Annotated in this window: 18 protein-coding genes and 2 pseudogenes; 13 read left to right on the top strand and 7 right to left on the bottom strand. The window is 72.8% G+C overall.

Annotation, left to right across the window (positions count from 1 at the left end):
* Positions 1-91: 91 nt before the first annotated feature.
* The 3 genes from IGS69_RS08160 to qcrB all read left to right on the top strand — a co-directional run bounded on the left by IGS69_RS08160 (position 92) and on the right by qcrB (position 3,389).
* On the top strand, positions 92-826 hold the full coding sequence (locus tag IGS69_RS08160; RefSeq protein ID WP_190898022.1) for an ABC transporter ATP-binding protein: 735 nt from the start codon (positions 92-94) through the stop codon (positions 824-826).
* 59 nt (positions 827-885) lie between these two features.
* Entirely contained in the window at positions 886-1,620 is a 735-nt protein-coding gene (locus IGS69_RS08155) for a vWA domain-containing protein (RefSeq protein WP_190898021.1), read from the top strand.
* A 110-nt stretch (positions 1,621-1,730) separates the two neighbouring features.
* Positions 1,731-3,389: a cytochrome bc1 complex cytochrome b subunit gene (gene qcrB / locus IGS69_RS08150; RefSeq protein WP_190898019.1), complete on the top strand. Its 1,659-nt coding sequence runs from the start codon at positions 1,731-1,733 to the stop codon at positions 3,387-3,389.
* Here the strand turns inward: qcrB and IGS69_RS08145 are convergent.
* Entirely contained in the window at positions 3,361-4,323 is a 963-nt protein-coding gene (locus IGS69_RS08145) for an acyl-CoA dehydrogenase family protein (protein ID WP_190904413.1), read from the bottom strand. The genes qcrB and IGS69_RS08145 overlap by 29 nt on opposite strands.
* A gap of 31 nt (positions 4,324-4,354) precedes the next feature.
* Positions 4,355-5,494 (bottom strand): acyl-CoA dehydrogenase family protein, encoded by a 1,140-nt coding sequence (locus tag IGS69_RS08140; RefSeq protein ID WP_190898018.1) that lies wholly within the window; start codon positions 5,492-5,494, stop codon positions 4,355-4,357.
* Between the two features lie 48 nt (positions 5,495-5,542).
* Between IGS69_RS08140 and IGS69_RS08135 the strand changes: the two genes are divergently transcribed.
* The 3 genes and pseudogenes from IGS69_RS08135 (at position 5,543) to IGS69_RS08125 (ending at position 8,140) form a co-directional block, all read left to right on the top strand.
* A complete protein-coding gene (locus IGS69_RS08135; RefSeq protein ID WP_190898017.1) occupies positions 5,543-6,331 on the top strand; it encodes an SDR family oxidoreductase in 789 nt (262 codons plus the stop codon).
* 13 nt (positions 6,332-6,344) lie between these two features.
* A pseudogene (locus IGS69_RS08130) lies at positions 6,345-6,956 on the top strand (TetR/AcrR family transcriptional regulator); the annotation flags it as partial.
* Positions 6,957-6,982: 26 nt separating this feature from the next.
* Complete coding sequence (locus tag IGS69_RS08125) at positions 6,983-8,140, top strand: acetyl-CoA C-acetyltransferase (RefSeq protein ID WP_190898016.1); 1,158 nt, start codon at positions 6,983-6,985, stop codon at positions 8,138-8,140.
* On the opposite strand, the gene IGS69_RS08120 is transcribed toward IGS69_RS08125, so the two are convergent.
* From IGS69_RS08120 to IGS69_RS08105, 4 genes are read right to left on the bottom strand one after another with little or no spacing between them, the layout of a single operon-like run.
* A complete protein-coding gene (locus IGS69_RS08120) occupies positions 8,124-9,176 on the bottom strand; it encodes an NAD(P)H-dependent flavin oxidoreductase (protein ID WP_190898015.1) in 1,053 nt (350 codons plus the stop codon). The two genes, IGS69_RS08125 and IGS69_RS08120, sit on opposite strands and share 17 nt — an antisense overlap.
* Positions 9,173-9,892: a CoA-transferase subunit beta gene (locus IGS69_RS08115; protein WP_190898013.1), complete on the bottom strand. Its 720-nt coding sequence runs from the start codon at positions 9,890-9,892 to the stop codon at positions 9,173-9,175. Before IGS69_RS08115 ends, IGS69_RS08120 begins: the two co-directional genes overlap by 4 nt.
* Entirely contained in the window at positions 9,889-10,752 is an 864-nt protein-coding gene (locus IGS69_RS08110; protein ID WP_190898012.1) for a CoA transferase subunit A, read from the bottom strand. Before IGS69_RS08110 ends, IGS69_RS08115 begins: the two co-directional genes overlap by 4 nt.
* Positions 10,749-11,528: an enoyl-CoA hydratase family protein gene (locus IGS69_RS08105; RefSeq protein ID WP_190898011.1), complete on the bottom strand. Its 780-nt coding sequence runs from the start codon at positions 11,526-11,528 to the stop codon at positions 10,749-10,751. The genes IGS69_RS08110 and IGS69_RS08105 overlap by 4 nt, the downstream gene beginning before the upstream one ends.
* 55 nt (positions 11,529-11,583) lie before the next feature.
* On the opposite strand from IGS69_RS08105, the gene IGS69_RS08100 reads away from it, so the two are divergent.
* Positions 11,584-12,381: an SDR family oxidoreductase gene (locus IGS69_RS08100; protein WP_190898010.1), complete on the top strand. Its 798-nt coding sequence runs from the start codon at positions 11,584-11,586 to the stop codon at positions 12,379-12,381.
* Between the two features lie 30 nt (positions 12,382-12,411).
* On the top strand, positions 12,412-13,317 hold the full coding sequence (locus tag IGS69_RS08095; RefSeq protein WP_190898009.1) for an SDR family oxidoreductase: 906 nt from the start codon (positions 12,412-12,414) through the stop codon (positions 13,315-13,317).
* A gap of 24 nt (positions 13,318-13,341) precedes the next feature.
* Here IGS69_RS08095 and IGS69_RS08090 read toward each other — a convergent pair whose 3' ends face one another.
* Entirely contained in the window at positions 13,342-14,229 is an 888-nt protein-coding gene (locus IGS69_RS08090; protein WP_190898008.1) for a hypothetical protein, read from the bottom strand.
* 126 nt (positions 14,230-14,355) lie between these two features.
* Between IGS69_RS08090 and IGS69_RS35050 the strand changes: the two genes are divergently transcribed.
* The 5 genes and pseudogenes from IGS69_RS35050 (at position 14,356) to pepN (ending at position 18,445) form a co-directional block, all read left to right on the top strand.
* The gene (locus IGS69_RS35050) at positions 14,356-14,493 is read left to right on the top strand and encodes a hypothetical protein (RefSeq protein ID WP_332836550.1); all 138 of its coding nucleotides are present in this window, start codon (positions 14,356-14,358) and stop codon (positions 14,491-14,493) included.
* Positions 14,494-14,517: 24 nt separating this feature from the next.
* A pseudogene (locus tag IGS69_RS08085) lies at positions 14,518-14,832 on the top strand (GNAT family N-acetyltransferase); the annotation flags it as partial.
* Between the two features lie 20 nt (positions 14,833-14,852).
* Positions 14,853-15,203 (top strand): chorismate mutase, encoded by a 351-nt coding sequence (locus IGS69_RS08080; protein WP_190898007.1) that lies wholly within the window; start codon positions 14,853-14,855, stop codon positions 15,201-15,203.
* A gap of 141 nt (positions 15,204-15,344) precedes the next feature.
* Positions 15,345-15,893, top strand: a complete 549-nt coding sequence (locus IGS69_RS08075) for a response regulator (protein WP_190898006.1) — start codon at positions 15,345-15,347, stop codon at positions 15,891-15,893.
* A gap of 68 nt (positions 15,894-15,961) precedes the next feature.
* On the top strand, positions 15,962-18,445 hold the full coding sequence (gene pepN, locus IGS69_RS08070) for an aminopeptidase N (protein ID WP_190898005.1): 2,484 nt from the start codon (positions 15,962-15,964) through the stop codon (positions 18,443-18,445).
* The last annotated feature ends 67 nt before the right edge of the window (positions 18,446-18,512 follow it).

Genomic DNA, 18,512 nt, shown 5'->3' with positions numbered 1-18,512 from the left:
GCATATCACGGAGTTCCCTGCCCGGTACATGAGTTCGAACGCAGGCCGTCCCGCTCTTGACCATGCGGACCGGTTCCTATGGGATGCGGTGATGACCGAGAACACCAGCCCGGGGCCCGGCGCCGCCCTCGCCGGCGACCCGCCCGGGGAGCCGATGCTGCGGGTGGAGGACCTGCACCACTCCTACGGCACGGGGGCCGCGGCCGTGCACGCGCTGCGCGGGGCCTCCTTCGCCGTCCGGCGCGGTGAACTCGTCGCCCTCAAGGGCCGGTCGGGCTCCGGCAAGTCGACGCTGCTCCATCTGATCGGCGGCCTCGACTCCCCGCAGCGCGGCCGTGTCGTGGTGGACGGCACCGACCTGTCCGCGCTCGGCGAGAGCGAGCTGCTGGAACTGCGCCGGGACCGGATCGGTTTCGTCTTCCAGTCCTTCGGGCTCATCCCCATCCTCACCGCCGCCGAGAACGTGGGCGTGCCGCTGCGGCTGCGCCGGGCCGAGCCGCGCGAGCGCGAGGAGCGGGTGGCCCTGCTGCTGGCCCTGGTGGGACTGGCCGGCCACGAGACACAGCGGCCCGCCGAGCTCTCCGGCGGACAGCAGCAGCGGGTCGCCATCGCCCGGGCCCTCGCCAACCGCCCGGCCCTGCTGCTTGCCGACGAGCCGACCGGCCAGCTCGACGCCGCCACCGGCCTGGCGGTGATGGAGCTGCTGAGGGCCGTGGTCCGCAGCGAGGGCGTCACGGCCCTCGTCGCCACCCACGATCCCCAACTCCTCGGCCTGGCCGACCGGGTGCTGGAGCTGAGCGACGGAGCGGTCGTCGAGGAGGAGTGAACCGGGCGGTGGTTCAGGAGTGATCGGAGTGGTCGCCGAGGAGTGAGAGGATGCGGCCCATGGTCGCGATCAGCCTCACCAAGGTCCAGGAGACCGCTCCCGCCCTGGTGGACCTCTACAAGAGCGCCGGGGTGTCCCTCACCAAGCACGGCCTCGACGGGCTGCGGGCCGCGGTCTACCTGGTGGTCGACCACTCCGGCTCGATGAAGCCGTACTACAAGGACGGCAGTGTGCAGGCGCTCGCCGACCGGGTGCTCGGTCTTTCGGCGCACCTGGACGACGACGGCAGCGTGCCCGTGGTGTTCTTCTCCACCGACGTCGACGCCGTCACCGACATCGCGCTCGCCGACCACCGGGGGAAGGTCGAGCGGATCGTGGCCGGGCTCGGGCACATGGGGAAGACCAGCTACCACCTGGCGATGGACGCCGTGATCGACCACTACCTCGACAGCGGGGCGGCCGAGCCCGCCCTGGTCGTCTTCCAGACCGACGGCGGGCCCATCAACAAGCTCGCCGCCGAACGGTACCTGTGCAAGGCCGCCAGGCTGCCGCTGTTCTGGCAGTTCATCGGGTTCGGCGACCCGGGCAGCAAGCAGTTCGACTTCCTGCGCAAGCTGGACGAGCTGGCCGTGCCGGGCAAGCGGGTCGTCGACAACGCGGGGTTCTTCCACGCGGGGGAGGACCCCCGGAAGGTCTCGGACACCGAGCTGTACGACCGGCTGGTCGGCGAGTTCCCGAAGTGGCTGGTGGCCGCGCGGGCCCAGGGCATCGTCAGGCACCCCGGCAGCCGCTGACCGGGGCTCGCTCCCCTGGCCCAACCGCCCCGCCCCTTGGCCCACGCCCCGTTTGCACGCCCGCGAGGCCGTGCCACGCTGGGAAGGATCCGACGGGGAGGCGACGACGTATGGGCGACGACGGCGCACGACGGGTGTACGGGACGGACTCCGTGGACCGGAGGCCTCCCGCAGGCAAGGGCGAGAAGCTCGCCGACTGGGCGGACGGACGGCTCGGGCTCTACGGCCTGGCCAAGGCCAACATGCGCAAGGTCTTCCCCGACCACTGGTCCTTCATGCTGGGCGAGGTCACCCTCTACAGCTTCGTCGTGCTGATCCTCACCGGCGTCTACCTCACCCTGTTCTTCGAGCCCAGCATGCAGGAGGTCGTCTACAACGGCTCCTACACGGAGCTCAACGGCGTGCTCATGAGCAAGGCGTTCGAGTCCACGCTGGACATCAGCTTCGATGTGCGAGGCGGGCTGCTGATCCGCCAGATCCACCACTGGGCGGCCCTGGTCTTCATCACCGGCATGCTGGTGCACATGATGCGGGTGTTCTTCACGGGCGCCTTCCGCAAGCCGCGCGAGCTGAACTGGCTCTTCGGCTGGACCCTGCTGATGCTCGGCATCATCACCGGCCTGACCGGCTACTCCCTCCCCGACGACCTGCTGTCCGGCACCGGCATCCGCTTCGCGCAGGGCGCGATCCTGTCCATCCCGATCGTCGGGACGTATCTGTCGTTCTTCCTGTTCGGCGGGGAGTTCCCGGGCGAGGACATCATCTCGCGGCTGTACCCCGTCCACATCCTGTTGCTGCCCGGGATCATGCTGGGCCTGGTCACCGCCCATCTGATCCTGGTCTTCTACCACAAGCACACCCAGTTCCCCGGCCCCGGGCGCAAGGAGCGGTCGGTCGTCGGGATGCCCTTCCTGCCCGTCTACATGGCCAAGGCCGGCGGCTTCTTCTTCCTCGTCTTCGGCGTCCTGACGGTGATGGGCGCCATCGCCCAGATCAACCCCGTGTGGGCCTTCGGCCCCTACCGCCCCGACCTGGTCACCACCGGCGCCCAGCCCGACTGGTACCTCGGGTTCTCCGAGGGCCTGATCCGGGTGATGCCGGGATGGGAGATCAACTTCTGGGGGCACACGCTCGTCCTCGGCGTGTTCATCCCCTTCTCGCTGTTCCCGCTGATCCTGCTCGCCCTCGGCCTCTACCCCTTCCTCGAGGCGTGGATCACCGGCGACAGACGCGAGCACCACATTCTGGACCGGCCGCGCAACGCGCCCGTGCGCACCGGCCTCGGCGTGGCCTGGCTGACCCTGTACGCGGTGCTGCTGATCGGCGGCGGCAACGACATCGTCGCCACCCATCTGCATCTGTCCATCAACGTGATCACCTGGTTCGTGCGGATCGGCGTCTTCGTGCTGCCGGTCGTCGCCTTCATCGTCACGAAGAAGATCTGCATGGGCCTGCAGCGCCGCGACCGCGCCAAGGTGCTGCACGGCAGGGAGACCGGCACCATCAAACGGCTGCCGACCGGCGAGTACATCGAGGTCCACGAGCCCCTCGCGCCGGCCGAGCTGCACACCCTCACCCAGCACGAGCAGCACCCGCCCTACGAGGTCGGGCGTGAGGTCGACGCGCGGGGTGTCCGCCGCAAGGTCAAGCGGTCCGAGCGGCTGCGCGCCCGGCTCGCGAAGGCCATGTACGGGCCCGACGCGCGGATCGAGAAGCCGACCGTGGAGGAGTACCGGGAGATCACCAGCGGCGATCACCAGCCGCACTGACGACCAGGGCCCGGCACTCCCCGGGGTCGCCCCAGGTGGTCCGCAGGGCCCGGGCCTTGGTCAGCCACAGCGACAGGTCGTACTCCGCCGTGTAGCCGATCGCGCCGTGCAACTGCAGCGCGGTGCGCGCGGTGCCGTACGCCGCCTCGCACGCGGCGACCTTGGCGGCGGCGACATCGGCCGGCTCCATGGTCAGCGCGGCGCCGAACAGCAGCGGGCGCGCGAACTCCAGGGCGATCCTCGCGTCGGCCAGCCGGTGCTTGACCGCCTGGAACGACCCGACGGGGACACCGAACTGGGTGCGCTGCCCGACGTATCCGACGGTTCTGCCGAGGAGTGCCAGACCCACGCCGAGGGCCTGTGCGGCGGTGGCGAGGCGGGCCCAGGTGAGGGCCTGGTCCGCGGGGATCGCGAGGAGGTCACCGCCGGGGAGGAGCGGGGTGAGACGACGGGCGGGGTCGAGGGAGGGGCGGACGGGGCCGTGGCCGGGGGAGAGGCGGATGCGGCCGGGCTCCCAGGAGATCCGGAGGGCGGCCGCGTCGCCGTCCAGGGCGTGCGCACCCTTCGTCGCCACCGTCGCCATCGGCTCCCCGGACGCCAGTCCCGGCAGCAGCCGCTCGGCGGTCCCCGGGTCCGCCCCCGTGAGGAGCACCGCGGCCGTGACCGTCTCGACCAGCGGGCCCGGTACCGCATGGCGGCCCAACTCGACGAACGCGACGGCCAGTTCGACAGGGCGCGGGCCCAGCCCCTCGTACGCCTCCGGCACCGCCAGAGCGAACACGCCCGTATCCGCCACGCGGGACCACAGCGCCCGCCCGCTCGCGTGGTCGCCCCGGCTCCAGTCCCGGATCACCGCCGGGGTGTCCGCCGCCGTCAGCAGGGCGTCCAGTGACGCGGCGAAGGCCCGCTGCTCGGCATCGAGGAGGAAGCGCATCACGGGTGCCCCTTCCACGCGGCGCCCGGCATCAGCGGCGCCCCTTGGGCAGGCCGAGCAGGCGCTCGGCGATGATGTCGCGCTGGATCTCGTTCGTGCCCGCGTAGAGGGGACCGGCGAGTGCGAAGACGTACCGCTCCGCCCAGTCGGTGTCCGCCATCTCACCCTCCGGGCCGAGGAGGTCGAGGGCCGTCTCGTGCAGGGCGAGGTCCAGCTCGGACCAGAAGACCTTGTTGAGGCTCGACTCCGGGCCGGCCTCCTCGCCGTCCAGCAGGCGGGAGGCGGCCGCGTAGGTGAAGAGCTGGTAGGCGCGGGCGCCGATCAGGGCGTCGGCCACCCGGTCCCGCGCGGACGCCGGCCGGCCCAGCCGCCGCCACAGCTCCTCCAGCCGGCGGGCCGACGCGAGGAAACGGCCGGGGGAGCGGAGCATCAGACCCCGTTCGTTGCCCGCCGTCGCCATCGCGATCCGCCAGCCCCGGCCCGGCTCGCCGATCACGTCCTCGTCGGGCACGAACACCTCGTCCAGGAACAGCTCCGCGAAGGCCGGCTTGCCGTCGAGGCGGGCGATCGGGCGGACCGTGACACCCGGGGCGCGCAAGGAGAACATCAGATACGTCAGGCCCTGGTGGGGCCTCGCCGCGTCCGGGTCGCTGCGGAACAGGCCGAAGGCGCGGTCGGCGAACGCGGCCCGCGAGGACCAGGTCTTCTGGCCGGTCAGCAGCCAGCCGCCGTCCGTGCGCACGGCCCTCGCCCGCAGGGACGCCAGGTCCGAACCGGCCTCGGGCTCCGACCAGGCCTGCGCCCAGATCACCTCGCCGCAGGCCATCGGGGGCAGGATCCGGGCCCGCTGCTCCTCGGTGCCGTGGTCGAGGAGGGTCGGGGCGAGCAGCTGGATGCCGTTCTGGCCGACGCGGCCCGGTGCGTCCGCCGCCCAGTACTCCTCCTCGAAGAGCAGCCATCGCAGCAGCCCCGAATCCCTCCCGCCGTAGCGCGAGGGCCAGTTGACGACCGACCAGCGGTCCGCGGCGAGCTCCGCCTCCCAAGCGCGGTGCGCGGCGAAGCCCTCCTCGGTCTCCAGGGAGGGCAGGGGCGCACGCGGCACGTGCGCGTGCAGCCACTCCCGGACCTCGGCGCGGAACGCCTCGTCCGCCGGGGAGAACGCCAGGTCCATGACCGCCCCTCCTTCCCTAACAAGTGTTTGGTAGGTTAGCGTGAGCCCATGACAGACGTCGAGAGCCCGGCGTACGTGCCCGGGCACGGCCTGCTGAAAGGGCGGACCGCCGTCGTCACCGCGGCAGCCGGTGCGGGGATCGGCGGGGCCACGGCGCGGCGCTTCCTGGAGGAGGGGGCCCGCGTGCTGATCAGCGACGCGCATGCCCGACGGCTCGAGGAGTACGAGGCGCTGCTGGCCGGGCAGTTCGGCAGGGAGTCGGTCACCGCGGTGCCCTGCGACGTCACCGACGAGGAACAGGTGCGCGTCCTCTTCGAGACGGCGGCGGCGGAGCACGGGCGCCTCGACGTCGTGGTCAACAACGCCGGTCTGGGCGGCACCGCGGAGCTCGCCGACATGACCGACGAGCAGTGGTCCCGCGTCCTGGACGTGACGCTGAACGGCACCTTCCGGTGCACCCGCGCCGCCCTGCGCCTGATGCGGGAGTCGCAGGGAGGCGTGATCGTCAACAACGCCTCCGTCGTCGGCTGGCGCGCCCAGGCGGGACAGGCGCACTACGCCGCCGCGAAGGCCGGGGTGATGGCCCTGACCCGGTGCGCGGCCCTGGAGGCGGCCGCGTACGGCGTCCGGGTCAACGCCGTCTCGCCGAGCCTCGCCATGCACCCGCACCTGGTGAAGGTGACCTCGGCGGAGCTGCTGGCGGAACTGACCGGGCGCGAGGCCTTCGGGCGGTACGCCGAGCCCTGGGAGGTGGCCAACGTCATCGTGTTCCTGGCGTCCGGCTACTCCTCGTACATGACGGGCGAGGTCGTCGCCGTCAGCAGTCAGCACGCCTAGGACAATGGACGACGTGCCGACCAAGAAGAAGCCCCAGGTGAGCGCCGCAGCGCCCGCGCGCCGCCGTGAACTCCTCGACACCGCCGCCGAGGTCTTCGCCGAACAGGGCTACAACGCCACCACCGTCCGCAAGATCGCGGACCACGCGGGGATGCTCGCCGGCAGCCTCTACTACCACTTCGACTCCAAGGAATCGATGCTGGAGGAGATCCTGCGCACCTTCCTCGACGAACTGTGGGACGGCTACGACACCGTCCTCAGTGCCGGACTCGGGCCGCGCGAGACGCTGCAGGCCCTGGTCACCGAGTCGTTCCGGGAGATCGACCGGCATCGCGCGGCCGTCGCGATCTATCAGAAGGAGAGCAGACAGCTCGTGGCGCAGGAGCGGTTCGCGTTCCTCGCCGCATCGCAGCGCCGGTTCGAGAAGGCCTGGCTGACCACGCTGGAGCGCGGCGTCGCCGAGCGGGCCTTCCGGGCCGACCTCGACGTCCGGCTCACCTACCGGTTCGTGCGCGACACGGTCTGGGTCGCCGCGTCCTGGTACCGGCCGGGCGGACAGCACAGCCCGGAGGAGATCGCCCGGCAGTACCTGTCGATGGTGCTGGACGGGATCGCCGTACGCGAACAGCCCCGAGGTGCGAGGGAGTCGTCATGGCCGAGGCCTATATCGTCGAAGCGGTCCGCACGCCCGTCGGGCGGCGCGGGGGAGGGCTGAGCGCGGTCCACCCGGCCGACCTCGGCGCGCACGTCCTGGCGGAACTGATGGACCGCTCGGGCGCCGACCCCGCCGCCGTGGACGACGTCGTCCTCGGCTGCCTTGACGCGGTCGGGCCGCAGGCCGGGGACATCGCTCGGACCTGCTGGCTGGCGGCCGGGCTGCCCGAGGAGGTGCCGGGCGTGACCGTCGACCGGCAGTGCGGCTCCTCGCAGCAGGCGGTGCACTTCGCCGCGCAGGCCGTGCTGTCCGGCACCCAGGACCTGGTGGTCGCGGGCGGCGTGCAGAACATGTCGATGATCCCCATCGCCTTCGCCACCCGGCAGGCCGCCGAACCGCTCGGGCTGACGCGGGGCCCCTTCGCCGGCAGCGCCGGCTGGCGCGCCCGGTACGGCGACAAGCCCGTGAACCAGTTCGTGGGCGCCGAGATGATCGCCGCGAAGTGGGGGATCAGCCGGCAGGACCAGGAGGAGTTCGCCCTGCGCTCCCATCGGCGGGCGGTGCGGGCCGTCGACGAGGGGCGCTTCGGCCGCGAGACCGTGCCCTACGGGGAGGTCACCGCCGACGAGGGGCCGCGCCGGGACACCTCACTGGAGAAGATGGCCGGGCTCAAACCGGTCCTCGACGGCGGCACCGTCACCGCCGCCTGCTCCTCACAGGTCTCCGACGGGGCGGCGGCGATGCTGCTGGCCTCCGAGCGGGCCGTGCGCGACCACGGGCTCACCCCCCGCGCCCGTGTCCACCACCTCTCGGTGCGCGGCGAGGACCCGATCCGGATGCTCACCGCCCCGATCCCGGCCACCGCCCACGCCCTGAAGAAGACCGGCCTGACCATCGACGACATCGGCCTCGTCGAGATCAACGAGGCCTTCGCGCCGGTCGTCCTGGCCTGGCTGAAGGAGACCGGCGCCGACCCGGACCGGGTCAACGTCAACGGCGGTGCGATCGCCCTGGGCCATCCCCTCGGCGCGACCGGCGTCCGCCTCATGACGACCCTGCTGCACGAACTGGAGCGCACCGGCGGCCGGTTCGGCCTGCAGACCATGTGCGAGGGCGGCGGCCAGGCCAACGTGACGGTCATCGAACGGCTGTGAGCCGCGCCAGCGTCTCGTCGGCCTCCTTCACGATCCGCTCCACCAGCTCCGCGCACGACGGCAGGTCGTCGATCACCCCGGCGACCTGCCCGGACGCCATCACCCCCAGGTCCGTACGGCCGTCCACCATCGCCGACTTCAGCAGCATCGGCGTGTTCGCGGCGAGCAGCACCTGACTCCAGGACAGGTCCTTGCCGTGCCGGAGGGCCAGCCCGTCGCGGACCACCTGCGGCCAGGTCAGCCCGGACAGCCGCCGGAATCCGGCCGCCGCACGCACCGCCCGCACCAGCGCCCGGGCCCGGCCGGTGTCCTCCAGGGCGGCCACCAGTTCCGTCCGCAGCAAGCGGTGCGGCAGCCCGTCCACCGCCCGGGTCACCGTCACGTCCCGCACGCTCGCCGCGAGATACCGCGCCTTCACCCCGTCCGGCACGGTCGAGTCCGAGGTCAGCAGGAACCGCGTGCCCATCGCCACGCCCGCGGCCCCGTAGGCGAGAGCCGCCGCCAGCCCGCGCCCGTCGAAGAAGCCGCCCGCCGCGACGACGGGGATCCGCACCGCGTCCACCACCTGCGGCAACAGCACGGTCGTGGCCACCTCCCCGGTGTGCCCGCCGCCCTCCGCGCCCTGCACCAGCACCGCGTCCGCACCCCACCCCTCGACCTTCTCGGCGTGCCGCCGCGCCCCCACGGTCGGCATGACGACCACACCGGCCTCCTTGAGCTCGCCGATCAGCTCCCGGGACGGGGCGAGGGCGAAGGAGGCGACGCGAACGCCCTCCTCGATCAGGATCCGCACCCGGTCGCCCGCGTCGGCGGCGTCCGCGCGCAGGTTCACCCCGAACGGCGCGTCGGTGCGCGCCTTCACCTCCCGTACGGCGTCACGCAGCCGGCCCGGCGTCATCGTCGCCGAGGCCAGGATGCCGAGGGCGCCCGCGTTCGCCGAGGCGGACACCAGACGGGGACCGGCCACCCAGCCCATCCCGGTCTGCACGACCGGATGGCGGACGCCGGTCAGCCGGGTCAGTGCCGTCTCCCTCACGCGGCGACCTCCCGGGCCCGGGTCCCGGCCGGGTCGACGACCTCGCGGATCAGCCGGAGCTCCTCGCCGGTCGGCTCCCTGGTCGCCGGCACCTCCTCCGGCACGGTCAGCTCGAAGCCCGTGGCCTGCCTGACCTGCTCGACGGTGACGCCGGGGTGCAGCGAGGCCAGCCGCATCGAGCGGTCGGGCGTGGCGAAGTCGAAGACGCCCAGGTCGGAGACGACCCGCGGGATGCGGTGGTAGCGGGCCCCGGCCGCACGGTCGTAGCCGACCCCGCAGACCATGTCGACGCGCTCGACGAAGACCCGCCTTGAGTGCCTCGGGATCCAGTAACTGGTCGGGTTGTTCAGGGTGTTGACCGGGGCGCCGCGCACCCCGAGCAGCTGCCGCCCCGGCCGCTCCCAGTCGCCTATGCACGAGATGTTCTGGTTGCCGAACCGGTCGATCTGGCTCGCGCCCATCATCACGTGCCGCCGCCCGCCCGTGACCCAGGCCAGATGCTCGCGGTACGGCAGCCAGCCCTCGGGCGTCCCGTCCGGGCGGACGAGCAGGGCCTCGCCGTCGGTCAGCAGCAGGTCCGGCGCGAAGGTGAGCCGGGCCAGCCGGGCGCCGATCGAGGGGATCGGACCCATGGGGCTCGCCAGCACCTCGCCGTCGTCCCGCCAGGCCTCGGCGCAGGCGATCACGCAGTACTCGGCGCGGGTGGGCCCGGTCATGTCCCCTCCCGCACGGCCGCCCGGCAGGTCTGCTCCCGCACGGCCGCCTGGTACGTCTGCTCGTCCCCGGCGAGGAAGCCGGCCTCGAAGGCGGGCCAGGGCGTGGTCGCGTACCTCTTCTGGAAGGCCTCGTCCCGGCCGTAGTCGGGCGCGCAGGACGTGAAATGCGCCCCGTTCGGCGCCTCGACGACGCCGGTGACCGTGTGCCGCCTGATCAGCAGCGTCTGGGGCGGGCCCTGCTTCGTCAGCTCGGCCGTCTCGACGATCCGCTCGCAGCTCACGTACGCCGTGTCGGCCGCCGCGCAGAACAGGTCGTCGAAGTACGGGTCCGGGCCCAGGTACTGCCCGTTGCCCGCGCGGTCGGCGCGGTTGACGTGCACCAGGGCAGCGTCCATCCGCAGGGCGGGCACGGCGACGAAGGTCTCCCCGTCCTCGTACGGCGAGGTCACCGTCCTGAGGCCGGGGTTGACCCGCATCACGTCCGAGCCGAACCCCGCCCGCACCGGCAGGAACGGCAGCCGGTTCGCCGCCGCCCGCAGTCCCCACAGGAACATCGCCTCGTCGATCTCCGTCAGTTCGAAGGCGCCCCGCTCGCGCGCCGCCCGGTAGTGCGGCTCCAGCGGGATCGAGTCGAGGGTGACGAAGGCCGTGACCAGCTTCCGGATCCGTCCGGCAGCGGCCAGCATGCCCACGTCCGGGCCGCCGTAGGAGACCACCGTGAGGTCGGTGATCCCCGACCTGAGCAGCGCTCTCACCAGGGCCATCGGCTTGCGGCGCGAGCCCCAGCCGCCGATGCCGAGGGTCATGCCGCTGGACAGCCGGGCCACGGCCTCGTCCGCCGGCATCGTCTTGTCCTTCATCGCGCTCCCTCCTGCCCGCCGTCGCCCGACTCACTGCGTGTGCCGAAGGCGCCGCGCACCCGCGGGCCCACCCCGCTGAGGCCCGCCTCGAAGGTGAAGCCCTGCTCGAAGCGGTAGCTGCGGCGCACGTCCACCGGGTCGATGCCGTTGAGCGCCGCCTTGGCCAGACGGAGCAGCCGGCCGTCCTTGGCGGCGATCTCCCGGGCCAGCTCGAGGGCGGCGGCGGGCAGTTCGGCGCGCGGCGCCACCCGCCACACCGACCCGTGCGCGTGCAGTTCGGCCGCGCTCGCCGTACGGGCCGTGTAGTACAGCGCCCGCATCAGGTGCTGGGGGACCAGCCGGGCCAGGTGCGTGGCCGCGCCCAGGGCGCCGCGGTCCAGCTCGGGCAGCCCGAACACCGCGTCCTCGCTCGCCACGATCGCGTCCGCGTTGCCCACCAGGCCGACGCCGCCGCCCAGACAGAAGCCCTGCACCGCCGCCACGACCGGCACCTCGCACTCGTAGACCGCCGCGAAGGCCTCCGCGCAGCCGCCGTTCGCCCCGCGCAGCGCGCTGTGCTCCCGGTCGTCCGCCTGCAACTCCTTGATGTCCACACCCGCGTTGAACCCGCGCCCCTCCGCGGCCAGCACCACGCACCGGACCTCCGGGTCGCGTCCGGCGGCGCGCACCGCGTCGGCAAGGGCGAACCAGCCCGCCACCGGCAGGGCGTTCACCGGCGGGAAGTCGACCGTGACGACGGCGATGCCCTTTTCCCCGCACGAGGTGGAGACACCCATGGCCGCATCAGCTACCTTTCCACCAAACGTTTGTTAGGTGGAAAGGTAGCAGCGCATGGAGCTGGACGGGAAGGTCGCCGTCGTCACCGGCGGGACCCGTGGCGTCGGCGCCGGCATCGCACGGGCCTTCGTGCGGGCGGGCGCCGAGGTCGTGGTCTGCGCCCGCCGGCCCCCCCAAGTCCCGCTGCCCGGCACCGAGTTCATACCGCTGGACGTCCGGGACGCCGCCGCCGCCGGACGCCTGTTCGCCGGCCTGCCCCGGGTGGACGTCCTCGTCAACAACGCGGGCGGCGCACCCCACCGGCTGCTCAACGAGGCCGGGGCGGACCGGCACGCGCGCGTGGTGGAACTCAACCTGCTCGCGCCGCTGACCGTCTCCCTCGCCGCGTACGACCGGCTGCGGAGCTCAACGGGCTCGATCGTCATGATCGGCAGCGTCAGCGGCGGCCGCCCCTCGCCCGGCACCGCCGCCTACGGTGCCGCCAAGGCCGGCCTGGAGAGCCTCGCCCGGTCGATGGCCGTGGAGTGGGCGCCCGACGTCCGGGTCAACACCCTCGTCCTCGGCATGGTCCGCACGGAACGGTCCCACCTTCACTACGGCGACGGGGACGGCGTCGCGGCCGTGAGCCGCACGGTCCCGCTGGGGCGCCTCGCCGAGCCGTCCGACGTGGGTGCCGCCGCGGTGTTCCTGGCGTCCGGCGCCGCCGCCTACATCAGCGGCGCGAGCCTGCTGGTGCACGGGGGCGGGGAACGTCCGGCGTTCCTCGACGCGGCCACCGCCGGCCGCACATCCGCCGCGGACAAGGAGAGCTCGGACGAACGGGGAGCCGACGTGAGGGGAGAGCCGACGTGAGGGGAGAGCCGACGTGGGGGGAGATCTGACATGAGCGGTCTCTGCGCGGGCCGGGTCGTGGTCGTGACGGGCGCGGGCCGGGGGCTCGGCCGGGCCCACGCGCTCGCGTTCGCGGCCGAGGGCGCCCGGCTCGTCGTCAACGACCTCGGCGTGGGCCTCGACGGCACGCCCGAACCCGACGGCCCCGCCACCCGGGTCGTCGAGGAGATCCGCGCGAGCGGCGGCGAGGCGGTGGCGCACGGCGGCGACATCGCCACGGCCGAGGGCGCCGCCTCCCTCGTCCGCACCGCCCTGGAGACGTACGGCCGGCTCGACACCCTCGTCAACAACGCGGGCTTCCTGCGCGACCGCATGCTCGTCAGCCTCGACGAGGACGACTTCGACGCCGTCGTACGCGTCCACCTCAAGGGCCACTTCCTGCCCCTGCGGCACGCGGCCGCGCACTGGCGGTCCGAGGCGAAGGCCGGCCGCCGGCCCGAGGCCCGGATCATCAACACCAGCAGCGGCGCGGGCCTGCTCGGCTCGGTCGGACAGGGGAACTACAGCGCCGCCAAGGCCGCCATCGTCGCCCTGACCCTGGTCGCCGCGGCCGAACTGCGGCGCTACGGCGTCCAGGTCAACGCGATCGCCCCCGCCGCCCGGACCCGGATGACGGAACGCACCTTCGCCGGCACGATGACGGCCCCCGACTCCGGCTTCGACGCCATGGCCCCGGAGAACGTCTCACCCCTGGTGGTCTGGCTGGGCTCCCCGGCGAGCGCGGGGGTGACCGGCCGGGTCTTCGAGGCGGAGGGCGGCCGGATCACGGTGATGGAGGGCTGGCGCCCGGGCCCGACCACGGACCGGGACAGCCGCCGGACCCCGGCCGAGGCGGGCGAACAGGCCCGGAAACTCCTGTCCGAGGCGGCCGAGCCCGGACCGGTGTACGGAACCTAGACGTTCACCGGTCGCCCTGGACGTTCACGTGTCGCACTCCAGCACGCTCCGGCACAACGCGCACCGCGCCCGCACCCGCCCCCGCACCGGCACCCTGATCCGCTGGTGGCACGTGGGGCAGGGGAACGACACCCGCAGCCGCCCGCCCCCGTCGGGGGAGAACGCGTACCGCACCCCCGGCTGCGGCGGACCCGCCGGCGCGTGCCGCCGGTCCCGGGCGTACCGCCGCCGCCCCGCCCAGCCCGCCGCCGTCAGCGGCGGCTCCTGCCCGTCCCGGCGGGCCAGCTCCATCCCCTTCCCATACGCCGTGTACGCCTGCGCACTGGTGAACCACACCGACGGGTCCTCCCCGAAGACCAGCGCCCGCTTGGCCAGCACGTACCCGAACTCCTCCGGCGTGAGATACCCCATCTTCTGCGAGGACGCCCCGTCCTCCCGGTACGCGTCCAGCAGCAGCCACCCCGCACCCAGATACGTCGCCGCCGTGTCCGTGAGGATCTCGTTGTCCCGCACGCCCGGGAAGGACAGGTCGAGCCGGTGCAGGTACACGTGCATCACCTCGTGCGCCAGGGCCGCCCCGATGTCCCGCCGATGGTCACGGAACCGGTCGTTCAGCTCCACGAAGTACTCCGGCCCGGCCGCGAGCTCCACGCTCGCCGCGTGCCGCATCTCCCGGAAACTCACGACCAGCCGGGCGTCCGGCAGCCGGTAGTGCCGCACCATCTCGTGCGCCACCCGCTGCGCCCCCAGATACAGGTCGTCGGTGTCGCAGAACGCCACATCGACCGGGAGCACGCTGGTCTCGAACGCCCGCACGGTGTCGTACGACAGCCTTTTGTACAGCGCCGTGATGGCGGCCCGCACCGTCTCCAGATGCGGGTAGCCGTGCTCGACCGGCCCGTCGTTCGCCACGCCTCACCCCCAAGACGCCCCAGAACCCGGTTCCACTGTACGAGGACTCACCCCGCCGCGGACGGGCCCCGACACGGCGGAAAATCCCGTCGTCACCGCCCGGGGGTCCGGGGCAGAATCCGGGCCGTGACCAGCGAACAGCACACCGTCGCCGCTTCGCTCCGGGTGGGCGGCCAGGACGACGACCTCGAACAGCGCCTCGACGAGGAGCTCACCGCCTTCAACACCGCCGCCGCCGACGGGGCCGTCACCGAGCCGCTCTAGGTCCGCGTCACCGACGAGACCGGCGACCTGGTCGGCGGGCTCACCGCCTGGACCTGGGGCACCCTGTGCTCGGTGGACATGCTCTGGGTGCGCGAGGACCGGCGGCACCGCGGCTGGGGCGGCCGGCTGATGCGCGCGGCCGAGGCGGAGGCCGCCCGGCGCGGCTGCACCGACATGATCGTCTCCACGTACAGCTTCCAGGCACCCGCCTTCTACCCCGGGCTCGGCTTCACTGAACGGGCCCGCATCGGGGGTGTTCCCGGCGGCCACGAGGACGTCTGCTTCCACAAGCGACTCCCACCGCCGAAGGATGAGACGCCCGGTGGCCGCCCGGCGTGATCCCCGTAGGCTGACGCCCCATGACCACCAGCAACACCGGTTCCCCCGACGTCGACCCCGCCGTGCGCGAAGAGCTCGCCCGGCTGCGCGACAGCATCGACAACATCGACGCGGCCGTCGTCCACATGCTCGCCGAGCGCTTCAAGGCCACCCAGCAGGTCGGCCACCTCAAGGCCCAGCACCAGCTGCCGCCCGCCGACCCGGCCCGCGAGGCCCGCCAGATCGCCCGGCTGCGCGCACTCGCCGAGGACGCCAAGCTGGACCCGGCCTTCGCCGAGAAGTTCCTGAACTTCATCGTCGCCGAGGTCATCCGCCACCACGAGCGCATCGCCGACGAGGCGCTCAACGGCTCCGCCACGAGCGGCAACTGACCTCGCGCGCACCCTCCCGGGGGGAGTGACACGGCGGCCCGCCCGGGGCATGCTGCGCTGTGCACAGCATGTCAGCTGACGAGCACTGCGCGTCAGTGTCCCGGACTACTCTGGACCTCCGCGAGGGAGGGGCGTCGGGCCATGCCGTCGGATACCAGCATCCTCATCGTCGACGACCACGAGGACACGCTCTACGCGCTGGAGAGCGCCCTGGCCCCGCTGGGCTACCGGCTCGCCCGGGCCACCAGCGGCGACGAAGCGCTCAAACAGGTGCTGCGCGGCCAGGTCGGCCTGCTCCTGCTCGACGTGCGCATGCCCGGCGTCAGCGGCCTGGAGGTCGTGCGCTACATGCGGCGCGTGGAGCAGACCCAGCACATCCCCGTGATCCTCCTCACCGGCTTCGGCGCCGACCACGAACTGACCACCGCCGCCTTCGGACTGGGCGTCGCCGACCTCGTCCTGAAGCCCGTGGACCCCTGGGCCCTGCGCACCAAGGTCCGCTACCTCTACGACGCCCACCGGCGCCACCTCGCCCTCGAACGGGAAGTGCGCCGCCTGCGCGCCCTCACCGGGGAGCACACCGAAACCGCCGCCCACCCCCGCCCCGGACTGCCGCACCCCGACGCGCGCGTACCCACACAGCGGCCCATGGGGGCGCACGCCGGGGAGCTGGAAAAGGACCGCACGTAGAGGCGGACATTGGGCACGTACCGATCCGCCTCTGTGCGTTGCCGACGCCATCAGGCAGCATGTCTCGCATGTCCGTACTGACGCGCGACGAAGCGCAGACCCGAGCAGAGCTCCTCGACGTCCACCACTACACGATCGAACTCGACCTGACCCGCGGAGACGACACCTTCGACTCCCGCACCCTGATCAGGTTCGCTGCCCGCGTGGACGGGGACACCTTCGTCGAGCTCAAGCCCGCCGAGCTGCGCTCCGTCACCCTCGACGGACACCCCCTCGACCCGGAGACCCTCGACGGCAACCGGCTCCCGCTGAAGAACCTCACCGCCGGCGAACACGAACTGCGCGTCGACGCCCGCATGCGCTACTCCCGCACCGGCGAGGGCATGCACCGCTTCACCGACCCCACCGACGGCGAGACCTACGTCTACACCCAGCTCTTCCTGGACGACGTCCAGCGGGTCTTCGCCGCCTTCGACCAGCCCGACCTGAAGGCCGTCTTCGACCTGTCGGTGAAGGCCCCGCAGGACTGGACCGTCCTCACCAACGGCATCACCGAACAGGCCGACGGCGTATGGAAGGCGGCCCCCACACCGCTCATCTCCACCTACCTCGTCGCCGTCGCCGCCGGCCCCTGGCACTCCGTGCGCACCGAGCACCGCGGCCTGCCCTTCGGCATCCACTGCCGCCGCTCCCTCGCCCCCCACCTGGACGCCGACGCCGACGAACTCCTCGACATCACGCGCGCCTGCTTCGACCGCTACCACGAGAAGTTCGACGAGCCCTACCCGTTCGACTCCTACGACCAGGCCTTCGTCCCCGAGTTCAACGCCGGCGCCATGGAGAACCCGGGCCTGGTCACCTTCCGCGACGAATTCGTCTACCGCTCCGCCGTCACCGACACCGAACGCCAGACCCGCGCCATGGTCATCGCCCACGAGATGGCCCACATGTGGTTCGGCGACCTCGTCACCCTCAAGTGGTGGGACGACATCTGGCTGAACGAGTCCTTCGCCGAGTACATGGGCTACCAGACCCTCACCGAGGCCACCCGCTTCACCGACACCTGGACCGACTTCGGCGTCACCCGCAAGTCCTGGGGCTACGACGCCGACCAGCGCCCCTCCACCCACCCCGTCGCCCCCGAAGCCGTCGACGACACCGCCTCCGCGCTGCTCAACTTCGACGGCATCTCCTACGCCAAGGGCGCCAGCGCGCTGCGGCAACTGGTCGCCTGGCTCGGCGAGAAGGACTTCCTCGCCGGCATCAACACCCACATCGCCCGGCACAAGTTCGCCAACGCCACCCTCGCCGACTTCATCGACAACCTCGCCGCGGCCACCGACCGCGACGTCCACGCCTGGGCCGACGCCTGGCTGCGCACCACCGGCGTCGACACCCTCACCCCGCGCATCGCCCCCGGCGAGCACGGCACCTGCGCCCTCACCGTCGACCGCGCCGGCAGCCGCCCGCACCGCGTCGCCGCCGGCCTCTACGACCGGGACCTCGGCGACGACGGCGGACAGCTCGTCCTGCGCGAACGCCTCCACCTGGACCTCCCGCACACCGACGCCCACTCCATCGGCAAGCGGCCCGCCCTGCTCCTCCTCAACGACGGCGACCTCAGCTACGCCAAGGTCCGCTTCGACCCCGAGTCCTTCGAGACCGTCCGCAAGGAGCTGTCCGGCCTGCCCGAACCGCTCACCCGCGCGGTCGTCTGGAACGCCCTGCGGGACGCCGTCCGCGACGGCGAACTCGCCCCCGGCTCCTACCTGGAGACCGCCCGCGCCCACCTCCCGCTGGAGACGGACCTCGCCATCGTCCAAGGCGTCCTCGCCTTCGCCTCCACCCACATCACCGACCGCTACCTCACCCCCGAGGAGCGGCCCGCCGCCCTCGCCACCCTCTCCGACCTCTGCCGCGACCTCATCCGCCGCACCGAGGACGGCGACAACCCCGGCCTGCGCCTGATCGCCGTACGCCACCGCATCGACGTCGCCGCCCACCCCGACACCATCGCCGCCTGGCTCGCCGACGGCACCGTCCCCGGCGGCCCGGAACTCGACCCGGAGCTGCGCTGGCGCGTCCTCGCCCGGCTCGCCGTCCTCGGCGCCACCGACGAGGCCGCCATCGCCGCCGAACTGGAACGCGACCCGAGCGCCACCGGCCAGGAGGGCGCCGCCCGCTGCCGGGCCGCCCTGCCCGACCCGGAGGCCAAGGCCCGCGCCTGGCAGGCGATGTTCGGCTCCGACGACCTGTCCAACTACCTCTTCACCGCCACCGCCCGCGGCTTCTGGCAGCCCGAACAGGCCGACCTGGTACGCGAGTACGTCGGGCGCTACTACGCCGACGCGGTCGCCGTCGCCGACCGCCGCGGCCCCGCCATGGCAGAGGCCGCGGGCCGCTGGGCCTTCCCCGCGCACGCCGTCGACACCGAAACCCTCCGCCTCGGCGAGGCCTGCCTGCGCGACGCCGACCCCAGCCCCGCGCTCCGCCGCAAACTCGCCGACCAACTGGACGACCTGGCCAGGGCGTTGCGGGTACGCCAGGCGTAGCCCGCCGGCGTCGGGAACCGACCCGGGGTCACGTGACCCCGGGTCGGTTTTCCCGTACGGAGGTACC

Source organism: Streptomyces tuirus (assembly GCF_014701095.1).
Classification (GTDB): domain Bacteria; phylum Actinomycetota; class Actinomycetes; order Streptomycetales; family Streptomycetaceae; genus Streptomyces; species Streptomyces tuirus.
The sequence above is the reverse complement of the archived record's forward strand: the minus strand, read 5'-3'. Positions and strand labels throughout refer to the sequence as shown.

What these genes read in the sequence shown, in the direction of transcription:
- pepN (WP_190898005.1), top strand. Translation starts at nt 15,962, where the DNA reads ATGTCCGTACTGACGCGCGACGAAGCGCAGACCCGAGCAGAGCTCCTC.
- IGS69_RS08080 (WP_190898007.1), top strand. Translation starts at nt 14,853, where the DNA reads ATGACCACCAGCAACACCGGTTCCCCCGACGTCGACCCCGCCGTGCGC.
- IGS69_RS08105 (WP_190898011.1), bottom strand. Translation starts at nt 11,528, where the DNA reads ATGGGTGTCTCCACCTCGTGCGGGGAAAAGGGCATCGCCGTCGTCACG.
- IGS69_RS08100 (WP_190898010.1), top strand. Translation starts at nt 11,584, where the DNA reads ATGGAGCTGGACGGGAAGGTCGCCGTCGTCACCGGCGGGACCCGTGGC.
- IGS69_RS08140 (WP_190898018.1), bottom strand. Translation starts at nt 5,494, where the DNA reads ATGGACCTGGCGTTCTCCCCGGCGGACGAGGCGTTCCGCGCCGAGGTC.
- IGS69_RS08160 (WP_190898022.1), top strand. Translation starts at nt 92, where the DNA reads ATGACCGAGAACACCAGCCCGGGGCCCGGCGCCGCCCTCGCCGGCGAC.
- IGS69_RS08115 (WP_190898013.1), bottom strand. Translation starts at nt 9,892, where the DNA reads ATGACCGGGCCCACCCGCGCCGAGTACTGCGTGATCGCCTGCGCCGAG.
- qcrB (WP_190898019.1), top strand. Translation starts at nt 1,731, where the DNA reads ATGGGCGACGACGGCGCACGACGGGTGTACGGGACGGACTCCGTGGAC.
- IGS69_RS08095 (WP_190898009.1), top strand. Translation starts at nt 12,412, where the DNA reads ATGAGCGGTCTCTGCGCGGGCCGGGTCGTGGTCGTGACGGGCGCGGGC.
- IGS69_RS08135 (WP_190898017.1), top strand. Translation starts at nt 5,543, where the DNA reads ATGACAGACGTCGAGAGCCCGGCGTACGTGCCCGGGCACGGCCTGCTG.
- IGS69_RS08075 (WP_190898006.1), top strand. Translation starts at nt 15,345, where the DNA reads ATGCCGTCGGATACCAGCATCCTCATCGTCGACGACCACGAGGACACG.
- IGS69_RS08155 (WP_190898021.1), top strand. Translation starts at nt 886, where the DNA reads ATGGTCGCGATCAGCCTCACCAAGGTCCAGGAGACCGCTCCCGCCCTG.
- IGS69_RS08110 (WP_190898012.1), bottom strand. Translation starts at nt 10,752, where the DNA reads ATGAAGGACAAGACGATGCCGGCGGACGAGGCCGTGGCCCGGCTGTCC.
- IGS69_RS08145 (WP_190904413.1), bottom strand. Translation starts at nt 4,323, where the DNA reads ATGCGCTTCCTCCTCGATGCCGAGCAGCGGGCCTTCGCCGCGTCACTG.
- IGS69_RS08125 (WP_190898016.1), top strand. Translation starts at nt 6,983, where the DNA reads ATGGCCGAGGCCTATATCGTCGAAGCGGTCCGCACGCCCGTCGGGCGG.